Genomic DNA, 14,205 nt, shown 5'->3' with positions numbered 1-14,205 from the left:
CGTTCGGGGGGAGAGGGCTTTCCATCACCGGCCCATCTTGGTGAGTTTCTCGGCGATCTCGAACATCTCCTCCGGCGCGTAGTCCGGCGTGAAGGCTGATGGTACGCCGACCAGCTGGTGGATCTTGCCACCCTCCGGCATGCCGTCGATCACCTCGAGCTCGCCCGGCGGGTCGCCCGGCAGGGCCGTCTCGCCATTGCCCCAGATCCCCGCCATCTCCTTGTAGTCGTTCGGGGAGAAGCGGTAGAGCCGGCGGTGCGAGCCCTCGTCCAGGTACTTCTGGCATTCCGGGATGTTGCCCAGCGGGATGTTCGGCGTCGGCAGCACCTTGGTGATGTCGGCGCCGGTGATCTGCTTCAGCGCCAGGGCGTAGGCGTGGGCGTGGACCGATCCGCGCACCAGCAGGTAGCCGCAGACCACCCGCGCCGTCGGGTCCTTCACCGTCTCATACACCCGCAGCTTGTGCAGCCGCGCGCCGCATTCCAGGTGGAAGTTGTGCAGCAGGTCGACCACGACGTTGCCGGTGGTGGTCACCATGTCGGCGTTCCACGACATGGCATTGCTGTTGATCGGCATCGAGCCACCGCCATGCGACAGGAAGGCGCCGGCCAGCCGGATGTCCTTCATCGCCGAATACGGCGCGCCGGAGATGTCGCCGCCATCGCCGGTGTCGTCGCCTTCGCTGTCCGGGCCGTTGTTCAGCATGGCGACGCCGTTGCTGACCAGCTCGACATGGCCCAGCTCCTCGGCCGTGATGCTGGCGACCAGGCTGTAGAAGGGGCGCAGCTTGGCCTTGCTGCGGAAGTTGAAGCTCTGGAACATGTAGTTCCCGAGCGTGGACATCTCGCCATACTTGCCGCCGAGCAGCTCCTGCAGCGCGGCGGCCTCGTTGGGGTCCTTCCGCTTCGGCGGCGGCAATTCGGTCTGCAGCTTGTCGATGCGCAGGAACATAGGTGTTCTCCCGGAGGGTGTCCGGGGCCAACGGCATTCTGGCGCGAAGGTTTTGGTGGGCGGCGCGCGAACGCCGCCCGGCCGGTCACCCTTCGGTGGTTTCGGCAGCGGTCAACGATGCATCTATGCATCCATGCGGATGCCAAGCCGGCGAATCATGCCGCCCCAGCGTTCGGTCTCCTCCGCCAGGAAGGCGGCGGCCTCGGCGGGCGTGCTGGCCATCACCTCGAAGCCCGCGGCTTCCAGGCGCTGCCGCCCGGCGGGGTCGCGCAGCGCCCGCTGCGCCTCCGCCGCCAGCCGCGCGATGCGCTCCGGCGGGGTGGCGGCCGGTGCCACCATGATCTGCCAGCCATAGGACGTGGCGTTGGCGATGCCCTGTTCCGCCAGCGTCGGCACCGCCGGCGTCAGCGCGAAGCGGTTGGCGGAGGTGACGGCCAGCGCCCGGATGCTGCCATCCCGCACCTGCCCCATCACCGCCGCCGTGGTGACCACCATGGCCTGGATGCGCCCGGCGACCAGATCCAGCGTCGCATCGGGGAAGCCGCGATAGGGCACGTGCAGCATCTCCAGCCCGCCCGCCATGGCCATCAGGTCGACCATGCCGAGATGCCCGCCCGAGCCCGGCCCGACGGAGCCGAAGGCCAGCTTGCCCGGATTGGCACGGACATGGGCAATGAAGCCGGCGAGGTCCATGGCGGGAAAGTCCTTGTTCACCACCAGGAACTGCGGCCCGCGCACCAGCAGCGAGACGGCGACCAGGTCCCGCTTCGGGTCGTAGGGCAGGTTCGGGAACAGCGCCGGGGCGGTCGACAGCGGGCCGTTGATGGACAGGCCGATGGTGTGCTCGTCCGTCGCCTTGGCCACGAGATCCGTGCCGATGTTGCCGCCGGCACCGGCGCGGTTCTCCACCACCACCGGCTGGCCCAGCGCCGTCGCCAGATGCGCCGTGACCACCCGGCCGGTCAGGTCCGGGCTGGACCCGGCCGGGAAGGGCACGACGAAGCGCACCGGCCGGTTCGGCCAGGTGGCCTGGGCGCGGGCGGACAGGATCGGCGCGGTCGCCAGGGTGGCGCCCAGCAGCAGGCGGCGGGTGGGGTGCATCTCGGGGTTTCCTCGGGTTTCGTTGCGCACAGGATGACGTGTTCGGGCCGCGCCGCAAAGCGCTTCAGCCGCCGGCGTAGCGCGCCTGCGGGTGGATGAAGCCGCGCGCCGGGTAGGCGGTATTGCCGAGCGCGCGGATCGGCGGATACCAGACCCGCACCAGGGACCAGTCATTGCCGGCCGAGACATCGACCACGCGCTGGTCCGTGGTGATCCGCCCGCGCGCCGCGCCGGTCGCCCAGTTGGCGTGGTCCACCAGCACCTCCCGCCGCCCGACCACGCGGGAGACGACGGCGACATGGCCGAGCCGCATCCGCCCGGTGCGGCCGATGACCAGCACGCTGCCAGGCCGCGGCGCCGCGCCCCGGTCATACCGCCCGGCCGCCGCGTCCCACCATTGCCAGGCATCGCCGGCCAGGGTCACGCCGGACCGGGCGCGGGCATAGGGCACGCAGGAAATCGGCTCGCCCAGCTGCGGCCGCAGCGGTGCGACGGAGGCGGTGCGGCTGCTACCGCAGGCGGCGAGGCCGAGCAGCAGCAGCAAGGCAAGGACGGCGCGCATGGCCCTGTTCTACCAGGGCTCGGCGGCCGAGGCGAGGTCGTTACGCGGCGCGTGCGGCCGGAACCGCGCGCATCCGCCCGCCCGGCAGCGCGCCGGGGATTTCCGCCGCGAAATCCGCCGCCGCGAGCAGCGCGTTCCACTCCACGCCCGTCGCCACGCCCATGCGCCGGAACAGCCAGGCCACATCCTCCGTCGCCACGTTGCCGGTGGCCCCCGGCGCGAAGGGGCAGCCGCCCAGGCCGCCGGCGGCGCTGTCGAACACCCGGCAGCCGGCCTCCCACGCCGCGGCGCAGTTGGCGACGCCCATGCCGTAGGTGTCGTGGCCGTGGAAGGCGAAGCGCGGGCCCCAGCTGCCGATCGCCTTCTGGAAGACGCGGTGCACCTGGTCCGGGGCGGCGTTGCCGGTGGTGTCGCAGATCGAGATCTCGATCCCGGGATCGAGCGCCATCACGCGCTCCACCCAATCCAGCGCGTCGTCTTCCGGCACCACGCCCTCGAACGGGCAGTGGAAGGCGCAGGACAGGTTGAAGCGCAGCTGCATGCCCGACCCCACCGCATCCGCGACGATGCCGGAAAGATCGGAAAAGCTGTCCATGCAACTGCGGTTCACATTGGCCAGGTTGTGGCTTTCCGTGACGGACATGAACACGCCGACGCGCTGCGCGCCCGCCGCGCGCGCCATCTCGAAGCCGCGGCGGTTCGGCGCCAGCACGGTGCATTCCAGGCCGGGCAGCGCGAGTGCGGCCTCCAGCACCGCGCCGGTATCGGCCATCTGCGGCACCGCCTTCGGGCTGACGAAGGAGCCCACCTCCATGCGCCGCAGGCCGGCGGCGTAAAGCCTGCGGACCAGCTCGATCTTCATCGCGGTCGGCACGAAGGGGCCGATGGATTGCAGCCCGTCGCGCGGCGCGACCTCGGAAATCACGGCTTCAGCCATCGTTTTTCTCCCCCAGCAATTCGGAAAAGACGTGGTGGTTGTGCGCGCCCACGGCCGGCCCCGTCCAGCGCACCATGTCGCGCGGGGCCACGCCATCGAAGCGGAAGGGCGCGGCCGGGTGCAGCAGGGTCTCGCCGATCAGCGGATCCTCCACCTGCATCACCGTCTGGCGGGCCTGGAAATGCGGGTCCTCCGCGCAGTCGCGCATGTCGTACAGGCGGGAGCACGGGATGTCCGCCGCCTCCAGCACCGCCTCGGCCTCGGCGGCCGGCAGGGTGCGGGTCCAGCGCCCGATCTCGCCGTCGATCTCCGCCATGTTGGCGCAGCGGCCGCGGTTGTCGGCGAAGCGCGGGTCGGCGGCCATCCCGGGCCGGCCGATGGCGTCGCACAGGCGCCGGAAGATCGGGTCCGAATTGCCGCCGATGCAGAGCCATTTGCCGTCGGCGCAGAGATAGGTGTTGGTCGGCGCCGCGGTCAGGATGGCCGACCCCGCCGGCTGCCGCACCGCGCCGGTCAGCCCGTATTCCGGCAGCATCCCCTCCATCAGGCTGAACACGCTGCCGACCAGGTCGACGTCGATGATGCGGCCGCGCGCCTCCGGGTTGCCCTTCAGGCCCCAGCAGGCCGCCGCCACCGCCAGCGCCGCATACATGCCGGCCAGGTCGTCGCTGATCGAGACGCCGCAGCGTGGCGGCGCGTGCTCCGTCACGCCCGGCGTCGCCGTCAGGTGCCGCAGCCCGCCCATCGCCTCCCCGATCGAGCCGAAGGCGGGCTTGTCCCGGTACGGCCCGTCCTGGCCGAAGCCGGAGACGCGGGCGATGACCAGGCGCGGGTTCCCGGCGTGCAGCACCTCCGGCCCCAGCCCGATGCGCTCCAGGAAGCCGGGGCGGAAGTTTTCGACCAGGGCATCGGCGCGGGCGCACAGCTTCAGCAGCCGGGCGCGGTCCGCGGCGTCCTTCAGGTTCAGCGTGACCGACAGCTTGTTGCGGGCGTGGATGCTGAACCAGACGGGATGGCCGTTGTGCCGGCTGCCCCAGCCGCGGATCGGATCGCCCTCCGGCGGCTCCACCTTGATGACCTCCGCCCCGAGATCGGCCAGCAGCCGGGTCGCGAAGGGCCCGGCGATGTAGTGGCCCAGCTCGACGATCTTCAGCCCGGCCAGCGGCAGTCCCTGGCCCCCATCCTGCGCCATGCGCCCCAGCCCCTCCGAGAATGTGGCGCAGCCTTAAGCCTTGCCGGCGCGGGCGAAAAGACCAGGCGCAACCCCGCGCCGGAAAGGATCGGGAAACATCCTGCTGTCATGACGGGCCTCGGGTTGCCCTTCTCCCGCAGCCCGTCTCTCCCTCCGGATGCCGTGCCGCCCCTCCCCCCGATCCGGCCGGCATCCCCGACTCGGCGGGGCCCCTTCCCCGGGGTCCCGCCATTTCCTTGCCGTGAGCCCCGTGCCGGGGCGGCGGTCAGCGGCGCGCCAGGGCGGCGGTCAGCGCCGCGAGGGACAGCGCCAGGCCGACACCGAAGACGGCGGCGTGGCTCTCGCCGGTCGCGGCGAACAGCCCCGCCAGGGCGAAGGCCACGACCGCCTGCGCCACCGCATAGGCCGCCGTCGCGCGCACCCACAGCACCCCGGCCTGCACCCCCGCCGCCTCCCGCGCCGCGGCCAGCGTCACCGCCGTCACGCCGATGCCGGCGAAGCCGCCAAGCGGCGCGGCCAGCAGCAGCGCCGGCCACCACGGCAGCAGCGCCGCGGCCAGCGCCGCCACCTGCACCGCCAGCCAGATCGGCACCGCCCGTCGCCCGCCGAGCCGCCCGGCGACCCGCCCGCCCAGCAGCGTGCCGGCCACCGCGCCCAGCCCGAACAGCACCCAGACCAGGGAGGCTGCCTCCACCGGCAGCCCCCGCCCGCGCACCGCGAGGTCCGCCAGGTAGACCATCGGTGCCACCATTCCAGCGCCCGAAAGCCCATAGGCCAGCAGCAGCCGCGCCGCCCGTGGCACCGCCTGCGCCGCCTCCGCCGCCGCCAGGGCCGGCGGGTTCGGCCAGTGCGGCCGCGCCGCGACCCACAGCAGCCCGACCGTGACGGCAAGGCCACCCCAGGCCAGGCTCAGCCCGCCGAGCAGCAGCAGCGGCACCAGCAGCCCGACCACCGCGACTCCGCTGCCGGCGCCGGCCATCACCACGCCGCCGGCCATGCCACGCCGCTCCGGCGCCACGCTGGCCTGAACCGAGGGTCCGGCGAGGGCCATCAGCAACCCACCGGCGACGCCGGCGAGCCCGCGCCACAGCACGAACCACCACAGCCCGCCGGGCGCCGCGCAGGCCAGGAAGGACAGCAGCGCCAGCGCCATCCCGGCATCCAGCACCCGGGCGACGCCGACCCGAGCCGCCAGCGCCCGCCCACCGAGCACGCCAAGCAGGTAGCCCGCGAGATTCGCCGCGCCGAGCAAGCCACCGCCGGCGCCATCCACCCACCCCTCGCCCACCATGGCCGGGAACAGCGGCACATAGGCAAAGCGCGCCAGGCCAATGCCGGCCAGAACCGCACCCGCGCCGGCCAGCGCCGGGCGCCAGAACGGCTGCGCCGCCACCCCTCAGCCCACCGGCAGCCGCAGCGTCACCGTGAGCCCGGGCGGCACGGTGCCCGGATGGCTGTCGGCCAGCACCACCTCCCCGCCATGCAGTGCCACCACCGCGCGGACCAGGGACAGGCCGAGGCCGGACCCCGGCGTGGTGCGGGCGGCATCGGTGCGGAAGAAGCGCTCGCCCACCCGGCCCCGGTCGGCCAGGGAAAGGCCCGGCCCGTCATCGGCCACGGCGATCTCGGCGACGTTGCCGTATTGCCGGGCCGAGAGCACGACATGCCCGCCCGCCGGATTGAACTTCAGCGCGTTGTCTAGAAGATTCGCCACCGCCTGCAGCAGCAGGTCGCGGTCGCCGACCATCGGCAGCGCCTCCGGCAGGTCGCACTCCAGCACCTGCTCGCCCACTTCGGCGGCGGCGCCGTACAGCTCCGCCGCATCGGCCAGCATCGGCGCCAGGTCCAGCGGCGCGAAGGCGGCGCGGCGGGCGCCGGCCTCGACCTCCGCGATCCGCAGCACCGCCTTGAAGACGCGGGCGATGTCATCGAGGTCCGCGATGCCCTGTTCCACCGCCGCCCGCAGCGCCTCCTCGTCCGAGGCGGCGCTGAGCGACTCCTCCAGCTTGGCCCGGGCGCGCGCGATCGGCGTGCGCAGGTCGTGTGCGATGGCGTCGGAGACGCCGCGCACGCCGGCCATCAACTGGGCGATGCGGTCCAGCATGGCGTTCATGGTCATGCCGAGCCGGTCGAACTCGTCCTGCCGGTCGGAGAGCGGCACGCGGCGGGACAGGTCGCCGCCGCTGATCGCCGCCGCCGTGCCGTAGACCGGCGCCAGCCGGTCCTCCAGCGCGCGGCGCAGCAGCCAGGCGCCCAATACGGCAATGGCGGCGGAGGAGGCGGCGGCCCAGGCGATGCCCTCGCTCAACAGCGCCCGCAGCCGCAGCTTTTCCGCCACGTCGCGGCCGACCAGCATGCGGTAGCCGTCGCCGAGGTCGATGCGCAGCAGCCGCGCCTCGCTTTCCGAATCCTCGCGCAGCAGCGGGATGCGGATCCAGGGCGGATCGCCCTCCGCCTCCTCCGGCCATGCCTCCAGATTGCCGGCGAGGCTCGTGCGGTCCGGCGACTGCAACAGGTACAGCGCCTCGTACTGCACATCGAGCGCGATGCGGTCCGCGATCGAGGTCATCAGCCCGCTGATGCCGGCATCCTGCCGGCGCTCGGCCAGCGCCGTGGCATCGGCGCGGATCGCGGCATCGGTCTGCCGGTCCAGCGCGCCGGCGGTGTTCCACCACAGCACCACGGCCGCGGCGGTGGCGGCGGCGGCGAACAGCGCGGTGAACAGCAGCGCGAAGCGGCCGGAGGCGCTGCGCAGCAGGCCGATCAGCGGCAGCTCCGCCAGGCCGGGGGTCACCATCTCAGGCCTGGGCGCGGATCATGTACCCCGCATTGCGCACGGTGTGGATCAGCGGCCGGTCGAAGCCCTTGTCCAGCTTGTGGCGCAGGCGGCTGACATGCACGTCGATGACGTTGGTCTGCGGGTCGAAATGGTAGTCCCACACCTTCTCCAGCAGCATGGTGCGGGTCACCACCTGGCCGGCGTGGCGCATCAGGTGTTCCAGCAGCCGGAACTCGCGCGGCTGCACGTCGATCCGCTTGCCGCCGCGGGTCACGGTGCGGGACAGCAGGTCGAGCTCCAGGTCGGCCACCTTCAGCCGCGTCGTCGGCACCTCCGCCGAGGGGCGCCGGCCCAGCGCCTCGACCCGCGCCAGCAACTCGGCGAAGGCGAAGGGCTTGGTCAGGTAGTCGTCGCCGCCGGCCTTGAGGCCCTTCACCCGTTCATCCACCGCGGTCAGGGCGGACAGGAACAGGACGGGCGAGAGGTTGCCCTGGCCGCGCAGGGTCTCCACCAGGCGCACGCCGTCCACGCCGCCGGGCAGCATGCGGTCCAGCACCAGCACGTCGAAGGGCTCGGAGGCGGCCAGGAACAGGCCATCGCGGCCGTTGGCGGCGTGCTCGACCGTGTGGCCGGCCTCCTGCAACCCCTTCTTCACGAAGCGGGCGACCTCGGCGTCGTCCTCCACCAGCAGGATCCGCATGGGTGTCTGGGCCTTCTTGCCAATGCGGCAGGATAGGTCGGCGGGCGGCCCGGCGTCACCTGCCCGGCGGGCCGCCGCGGGATGACGAGTGCTTAACCCTCAGCCCAGCATCTTCAGCCGGGCGCCGTCGGCCGCCGGCCGACCTGCACCGGCACGTCGGTCGGCCGGCCGTTGCGCAGGATGGACAGGCGCACGGTCTGCCCCGGCGTCACGGCCGCGATGCCGCGCACCAGCGCCCGGCTGGTCGCCACCGCCTCCCCGTTGATCGCCACCACCTGGTCGCCCTGGCGCAGGCCGGCGCGCGCGGCCGGGCTGCCCCGCTCCACCCCCGCCACCAGCACGCCACCGGCGGGCGTGGCCGTCGGCGTGGCACCCGGCTCGCTGCCGACATCCTGCACCGAGACGCCGAGCCAGCCGCGCTCCACCCGCCCATTGCCGCGAAGCTGGTCGATGACGCCGCGCGCCAGATCCGACGGCACCGCGAAGCCGATGCCGGCGGAGGCGCCGGAGGGGGAGTAGATGGCGGTGTTGATGCCGATGACCTCGCCCGCCGTGTTGAACAGCGGCCCGCCGGAATTGCCGGGATTGATCGGCGCATCGGTCTGGATGAAGTCGTCGAACGGCCCGGCGCCGATCTCCCGCCCCCGCGCCGAGACGATGCCGGAGGTGATGGACCCGCCAAGGCCGAAGGGATTGCCCGCCGCCAGCACCCAGTTGCCGACGCGCATGGAGCCCGAACTGCCCCAGGCCAGCGCCGGCAGGGTGCCGCGCGCCTCGATCCGCAGCAGGGCGAGGTCGGTCAGCTCATCCGAGCCCACCAGGCGTGCCTGGTATTCCTGGCCGTTCTGGAACGTCACCTGCACCCGCGTGGCGTTGCCGATCACGTGGTTGTTGGTCACCAGCAGCCCGGCCGGGTCGATCACGAAGCCGGAGCCGGCGCCCTGCACCTGCGGCCCCCGGCCACGGCCACGCTCCCGCTCGCGGAAATAGCGCTCGAAAGGGGTTCCGCGCAGTTCGGGCGGGATGTCGGCGCGGGCCTCGGAGGTGACGGAGATGCTGACCACGGCCGGCAGCACCCGTTCCGCCAGGTCGGCGAAATCCGGCAGCAGCGCGCCGCGTTGCGCCTGGGCCGGCGGGGTGGCGCAGCCGACCACCGGCAGCAGGGCGAGGCCGGCGAGGGCGCGGCGGCTGAGGGCTGTGGACATGGGTTCTCCAGGGCGCGGGCGGCGCGGCACATATGGTCTTCTGGTGGCGCCGCACCATGCCAGTCAACAGGTCAGGAGGCGCGGGGCGGCGGCGGTTGCGCGGCCCAGGGCTCCTCCGGCCAGGGGTGGCGCGGATAGCGGCCACGCATCTCCCGCCGCACCTCCGCCCAGCCGCCATGCCAGAAGCGTTCGAGGTCGCCTGTGACGGCGATGGGCCGCCCGGCGGGCGACAGCAGGGAGACCTGCAAGGGCACGCGCCCACCGGCCAGCTTCGGCAGGCCCGGCAGGCCGAACAGGTGCTGGGCGCGGGCCTCCAGCGTCGGCACGTCCCGGTCGTAGTCGATGGCGGCGCTGCGGCCGGCGGGCAGGTCGAGGCGGGTCGGCAGCGCGGTGTCCAGCCGCCGCTGCGCCTCCCACGCCAGCATCCCGCGCAGCACGGCGACGAGGTCCAGCGCCTTCGCCTCGGCCAGCTTCGCGCGGCCATGCAGGTGCGGCGCCAGCCAGTCCAGCGCGGTGGCCACCAGCGCGGCGTCGGAGACATCCGGCCAGTCGCCACCCTCCTCGGCGCGCCGCATCCAGCCGATGCGGGCACGAAGCTGCTTCGCGGCGTTCGACCAGTCGAGGTCGCGCAATCCGCGCTCGGCGATGGCGCTGGCCAAGGCTGCCGCCATCACGGCCGGGTCGGGCGATGGAAGGACATGTTCCTCCAGCACCAGCGGGCCGAAGACCAGGCGGCGGCGGGCCAGCACCGCGCCGGCGCGGGCATCGAAGGCCGCACCCTCCACCCAGCGCAGGCGTTCCGGGAAGCGGGTCTCCAGCGCGGCGCGGTCCAGCCTGGCGGCCATGCGGATGCGCGCCTCGGTGCCCTGCAGTTCCAGGTCGGCGACCGCCAGCAACGGCGCGCGGGACAGCGGGTCGGTGGCCCCGAGGCGCGCGCCCTGACCGGACGCCAGGCGGAAGGCGCCGTCCATGCTGCCGCGGCGCGCGGCGATGCGGTCCGGAAACCCCGCGGCCAGCAGCGGCCCGGCCTCCCCGCCCGGCAGCGCCGCGCCGTGCAGCCGCAGGCGCTTGCGGTGCAGGGCGCCGGCGCGGCGGATGCGCTGGAGGGTGGCGCGGTCGGCGTCCGGATGGTCGGCGCCGTGCAGCAGTTCCAGCCGCAGGTTGATGTCGGAGGGCTGGTCGCGACCCCGGATGGGGTCGCGTTCCTCCAGCAGCGCGGCGAGGTCCGCGGCGAGCGCCTTTTCGCCGTCATCCACCGCGGCCAGCAGCATGCGGGCGAGGCGGGGATGCGTGCCCATCCGCGCCATGCCCTTCCCCATGGCGGTGATGCGCCCCTGCTGGTCCAGCGCGTCCAGGTCCACCAGCAGCGCCCGCGCCGCGGCCAGCGCGCCGGCGGGGGGCGCATCCAGGAAGGGCAGGTCGGCCGGCGCGGCGCCCCAGGCGGCACAGTCCAGCGCCAGCCCAGAAAGCTCGGCTTCGAGGATTTCGGGCCGGTCCTGCAGCGGCAGGCCGCGATGCAGCGCCTCCGACCACAGCCGGATCGCGACCCCCGGCGCGGTGCGCCCGGCGCGGCCGGCGCGCTGGTCCGCCGCCGCCCGGCTGATCCGCACCGTCGCCAGCCGCGCCAGGCCGGAGGCGGGATCGAGCCGCGGGGTACGCCGGAAGCCGCCATCCACCACGATCCGCACCCCCGGCACCGTCAGCGAGGTTTCCGCAATCGAGGTCGCCAGAACGACTTTTCGGCGATCCGACGGATTCAATGCGCGGTCCTGCTCGGCCGGCGGCATCTCGCCATGCAGCGGCAGCACCTCGGCGTCGATCCCCGAGAGTCGGTCTGCGGTGCGGCGGATTTCGCCCCAGCCGGGCAGGAAGGCCAGCACGTCGCCGGGGTGTTTCGCGAGTGCCTCCCGGATGGTGCCGGCCATCGCCTCCGGCAGGTCGCGCGCATCCTTCAGGTCGCGCAGGCGGTGTTCGACCTGCACCGGGAAGGCGCGGCCGAGGCTTTCGACCAGCGGGCAATCCCCCAGCAGCGACACGAATCGGGAGACATCCAGCGTCGCGGACATCGCCAGCAGCCGCAATTCCGGCCGCAGCGCGCGCTGCATGTCGAGGCAGAAGGCCAGCGCCAGGTCGGTGTCCAGGTTGCGCTCATGCGCCTCGTCGAACAGCACGGCGGCGACGCCATCGAGGCCCGGGTCGGATTGCAGGCGGCGGACCAGAAGCCCCTCCGTCACCACCTCGACCCGCGTGCGGTCGGAAACCATGCGGTCCAGCCGGGTCGCAAGGCCGATGGTGCCGCCCGGTGCGGGCTCCCCCAGCAGGTCGGCCATGCGGCGGGCGGCGGCGCGGGCAGCGACGCGGCGCGGCTCCAGCACCAGGATCTTGCCGGATTGCGCCCAGGGTTCGGCCATCAGCGCCAGGGGGGCCAAGGTGGTCTTGCCGGCGCCGGGCGGGGCGACCAGCACGGCGTTGGAGCCCGCCCGCAGCGTCGCCAGCAGGCGGGGCAGGGCTTCGGAGACGGGGAGTTCCGGCAAGTCCATCGGCAGGTCCATGGAAGCGCTGCCTACGCCGGCGCGAAACAGAAGTCACACGGCGTGTCGCGCTGCGCGACGTTGCGCGAAACGAACCAAACGATAACGGCAACAGTGCAACATCGCCCTGCAAGGTCGGGCCGGCAAAACGGCGCCACGACGCGGCCCCAACAAGGGGGGCGCCCCCCAAGGACCTGCCCGATGCGCCCCAGCCTGTTCCGCCCCAGCCTTCTGCGGCGCGCCGCCCCCGCCCTGTTCCTCGGTGCCATGCTGGTCCTGCCCGCGCTGGCCCGGCCCGCCGAGGCGCAATCCCGCGGCCTGCACCCCGAGGCCGGGGCGATGTGCCGCGCCGAATGCGTCCAGACCGCTGCGTCCCGGTCCGGTGGCAGCCAATCCGGCAGTGCCCGCGCCCATGCCGTACAGGCCTGTGCCATCCGTTGCGCCGCCACCGTCGCCTACCTGGCGCAGCAGGATGGGGGCGCCACCCCCACCGCGCTCCGCTCCTCCCGCCCGCAGGCGGTGCGCCCATTGCCGGTCGCGCATCGCGCGGCGCAGGCGCCGGCGGCCCGTGTGCAGGCCACCCCGGCGCCGCGCCCGCTGCCCGCAGCCACCCGCCCTGCCACGGGCCACGGCGTGATCTACGGCGCCCGCACCCCCTCCGCCGCCTTCGGCCTGGTGGTGGGGGAGCGGGACCGGATGGCGGCGCACCGGATCGCGGAACGCAGCTGCTCCTCCGCCGGCCCCGGCTGCCGCATCCTGGCCGAGTTCACCGCCGCCTGCGGTGCCGCCGCGCATGGCGTGAAGCGCAGCCAGTGGGCGATGTTCATGACCTCGAACCCCGACTCCTACGTGGTGACCTCGCTCTCCGCCGGGTCGGGGCCGACCCAGGCGGTGGCGGAGCGGGAGGCGATCGCCGATTGCCGGTCCCGCGACCCGCTTGCCACCTGCCGCATCACCGCCTCGGCCTGCGGAAGGGGTTAATCCCCGCGCAGCGCCGCCCCGGCCGCCAGCGGCGCCAGCGGCGCGGCCAGGGCCAGCAGGGCGGCCAGCAGCAGCAGGTAGGGGCGCGCGGACAGGCCGGCGGCGGCGGCCTCGATCGCGGCGGCGCCGAAGATCACCGCGGGGATGGACAGCGGCAGCACCAGCAGCGGCAGCAGCACGCCGCCGCGCCGGGCCCCGAGCGTCAACGCCGCGCCCGCCGTGCCGAACAGCGACAGCACGCCGGTCGCCAGCCCCAGCGCCAGCATCGCCACCCCCCAGGCCTCGACCGGCAGGTTCAGCATGGCGGCGGCGACGGGTGTGGCGAGCAGCAGCGGCAGGCCGGTGACCACCCAGTGGCCCAGCGCCTTGGCTGCGGCGAGGCCGGCCGGCGGCAGGCCGGACAGCAGGAGCTGGTCGAGCGAGCCATCCTCCGCCTCCGCGCCGAACAGGCGGTCCAGCGGCAGCAGCGCCGCCAGAAGGGCGGCGGCCAGCAGGGCGCCCGGGGCGATGCGCGCCAGGACCTCCGGCGAGGGGCCGATGCCGAAGGGGAACAGGGCGCAGACCAGCACGAAGAACAGCACCGCCGCCAGCGCATCGGCCGGATGCCGCAGGGCGAGGCGGATTTCCCGCCCGAGGACGGCGCCGAATCCCCTCAAAGCGCCAGCTCCCGCGCGCCCGGCAGGGGCAGCGGCAGGTGGGTGGCGGCCAGCACGGCGCCGCCGGCGGCCCGGTGGATGGCGAGCAGGCCGCCGAGCCTGGCGACGGAGGCCGCATCCAGCCCCACCGTCGGCTCGTCCAGCAGCCACAGCGGCACCGGCGCCAGCGCCAGCCGTGCCAGCGCCAGCCGGCGCTTCTGGCCGGAGGACAGCACGCGCGCCGGCAGGTCGGCCAATTCCGCCAGGCCGACCGCGGCCAGCGCCGCCTCCACGTCGCCGCCCCACAGCCTTGCGTAGAACCGCAGGTTTTCGGCCGCCGAAAGGGACGGCTTGAGGGCGTCCTGGTGGCTCAGGTAGCGCAGGCGCGCGGCATGCCCGACGCGGTCCGCCAGCGCATCCTGGCCATCCCACAGCAATTGGCCCTCCGCCGCCGGGATCAGCCCGGCCAGCAGCCGCAGCAGGCTGGATTTCCCCGCGCCATTGGCGCCGAGCAGCAGCAGCGCCCCACCCGCCTCCAGGGTGAAGGAAAGCCCGGCAAAGATCGCGCGGTCGCCCCGCCAACAGGCCAAATCCCGCGCTTCCAGCATAGGTCCCCCGCATAAGGCGGGCT

13 protein-coding genes are annotated in these 14,205 nt (G+C 73.8%); 1 reads left to right on the top strand and 12 read right to left on the bottom strand.

Features of this window, described 5'->3' with window-relative positions; all coding sequences use genetic code 11:
- Positions 1-24: 24 nt before the first annotated feature.
- From ACFHPP_RS03975 to hrpB, 10 genes are all read right to left on the bottom strand, one after another.
- A complete protein-coding gene (locus ACFHPP_RS03975) occupies positions 25-951 on the bottom strand; it encodes a manganese catalase family protein (protein ID WP_437161961.1) in 927 nt (308 codons plus the stop codon).
- A 123-nt stretch (positions 952-1,074) separates the two neighbouring features.
- Positions 1,075-2,052: a Bug family tripartite tricarboxylate transporter substrate binding protein gene (locus tag ACFHPP_RS03970; RefSeq protein ID WP_437161960.1), complete on the bottom strand. Its 978-nt coding sequence runs from the start codon at positions 2,050-2,052 to the stop codon at positions 1,075-1,077.
- 64 nt (positions 2,053-2,116) lie between these two features.
- Positions 2,117-2,614 (bottom strand): CHAP domain-containing protein, encoded by a 498-nt coding sequence (locus ACFHPP_RS03965; RefSeq protein WP_437161959.1) that lies wholly within the window; start codon positions 2,612-2,614, stop codon positions 2,117-2,119.
- Between the two features lie 40 nt (positions 2,615-2,654).
- A complete protein-coding gene (locus ACFHPP_RS03960; protein WP_437161958.1) occupies positions 2,655-3,551 on the bottom strand; it encodes a hydroxymethylglutaryl-CoA lyase in 897 nt (298 codons plus the stop codon).
- On the bottom strand, positions 3,544-4,743 hold the full coding sequence (locus ACFHPP_RS03955; RefSeq protein ID WP_437161957.1) for a CaiB/BaiF CoA transferase family protein: 1,200 nt from the start codon (positions 4,741-4,743) through the stop codon (positions 3,544-3,546). Before ACFHPP_RS03955 ends, ACFHPP_RS03960 begins: the two co-directional genes overlap by 8 nt.
- 265 nt (positions 4,744-5,008) lie before the next feature.
- Complete coding sequence (locus tag ACFHPP_RS03950; protein WP_437161956.1) at positions 5,009-6,136, bottom strand: YbfB/YjiJ family MFS transporter; 1,128 nt, start codon at positions 6,134-6,136, stop codon at positions 5,009-5,011.
- Positions 6,137-6,139: 3 nt separating this feature from the next.
- Positions 6,140-7,540, bottom strand: coding sequence for a sensor histidine kinase (locus ACFHPP_RS03945; RefSeq protein WP_437161955.1), 1,401 nt, complete (start codon positions 7,538-7,540; stop codon positions 6,140-6,142).
- A gap of 1 nt (position 7,541) precedes the next feature.
- Positions 7,542-8,222, bottom strand: a complete 681-nt coding sequence (locus ACFHPP_RS03940; RefSeq protein WP_437161954.1) for a winged helix-turn-helix domain-containing protein — start codon at positions 8,220-8,222, stop codon at positions 7,542-7,544.
- A gap of 113 nt (positions 8,223-8,335) precedes the next feature.
- Positions 8,336-9,427 (bottom strand): trypsin-like peptidase domain-containing protein, encoded by a 1,092-nt coding sequence (locus ACFHPP_RS03935; protein ID WP_437161953.1) that lies wholly within the window; start codon positions 9,425-9,427, stop codon positions 8,336-8,338.
- A 71-nt stretch (positions 9,428-9,498) separates the two neighbouring features.
- A complete protein-coding gene (gene hrpB, locus ACFHPP_RS03930; protein ID WP_437161952.1) occupies positions 9,499-11,979 on the bottom strand; it encodes an ATP-dependent helicase HrpB in 2,481 nt (826 codons plus the stop codon).
- Between the two features lie 180 nt (positions 11,980-12,159).
- On the opposite strand from hrpB, the gene ACFHPP_RS03925 reads away from it, so the two are divergent.
- On the top strand, positions 12,160-12,939 hold the full coding sequence (locus ACFHPP_RS03925; RefSeq protein WP_437161951.1) for a DUF4189 domain-containing protein: 780 nt from the start codon (positions 12,160-12,162) through the stop codon (positions 12,937-12,939).
- Here the strand turns inward: ACFHPP_RS03925 and ccmB are convergent.
- Positions 12,936-13,595: a heme exporter protein CcmB gene (gene ccmB, locus ACFHPP_RS03920; RefSeq protein WP_437161950.1), complete on the bottom strand. Its 660-nt coding sequence runs from the start codon at positions 13,593-13,595 to the stop codon at positions 12,936-12,938. The genes ACFHPP_RS03925 and ccmB overlap by 4 nt on opposite strands.
- The gene (ccmA, locus tag ACFHPP_RS03915; RefSeq protein ID WP_437161949.1) at positions 13,592-14,182 is read right to left on the bottom strand and encodes a heme ABC exporter ATP-binding protein CcmA; all 591 of its coding nucleotides are present in this window, start codon (positions 14,180-14,182) and stop codon (positions 13,592-13,594) included. Before ccmA ends, ccmB begins: the two co-directional genes overlap by 4 nt.
- Positions 14,183-14,205: the final 23 nt, after the last annotated feature.

The organism is Falsiroseomonas sp. E2-1-a20, assembly GCF_051433195.1.
Lineage (GTDB): Bacteria > Pseudomonadota > Alphaproteobacteria > Acetobacterales > Acetobacteraceae > Falsiroseomonas.
The sequence above is the reverse complement of the archived record's forward strand: the minus strand, read 5'-3'. Positions and strand labels throughout refer to the sequence as shown.

Coding starts and splice junctions, on each gene's coding strand:
- ACFHPP_RS03960 (WP_437161958.1), bottom strand. CDS start 3,551: ATGGCTGAAGCCGTGATTTCCGAGGTCGCGCCGCGCGACGGGCTGCAA.
- ACFHPP_RS03935 (WP_437161953.1), bottom strand. CDS start 9,427: ATGTCCACAGCCCTCAGCCGCCGCGCCCTCGCCGGCCTCGCCCTGCTG.
- ACFHPP_RS03975 (WP_437161961.1), bottom strand. CDS start 951: ATGTTCCTGCGCATCGACAAGCTGCAGACCGAATTGCCGCCGCCGAAG.
- ACFHPP_RS03965 (WP_437161959.1), bottom strand. CDS start 2,614: ATGCGCGCCGTCCTTGCCTTGCTGCTGCTGCTCGGCCTCGCCGCCTGC.
- ACFHPP_RS03940 (WP_437161954.1), bottom strand. CDS start 8,222: ATGCGGATCCTGCTGGTGGAGGACGACGCCGAGGTCGCCCGCTTCGTG.
- ACFHPP_RS03955 (WP_437161957.1), bottom strand. CDS start 4,743: ATGGCGCAGGATGGGGGCCAGGGACTGCCGCTGGCCGGGCTGAAGATC.
- ACFHPP_RS03925 (WP_437161951.1), top strand. CDS start 12,160: ATGCGCCCCAGCCTGTTCCGCCCCAGCCTTCTGCGGCGCGCCGCCCCC.
- hrpB (WP_437161952.1), bottom strand. CDS start 11,979: ATGGACCTGCCGATGGACTTGCCGGAACTCCCCGTCTCCGAAGCCCTG.
- ACFHPP_RS03970 (WP_437161960.1), bottom strand. CDS start 2,052: ATGCACCCCACCCGCCGCCTGCTGCTGGGCGCCACCCTGGCGACCGCG.
- ACFHPP_RS03945 (WP_437161955.1), bottom strand. CDS start 7,540: ATGGTGACCCCCGGCCTGGCGGAGCTGCCGCTGATCGGCCTGCTGCGC.
- ccmA (WP_437161949.1), bottom strand. CDS start 14,182: ATGCTGGAAGCGCGGGATTTGGCCTGTTGGCGGGGCGACCGCGCGATC.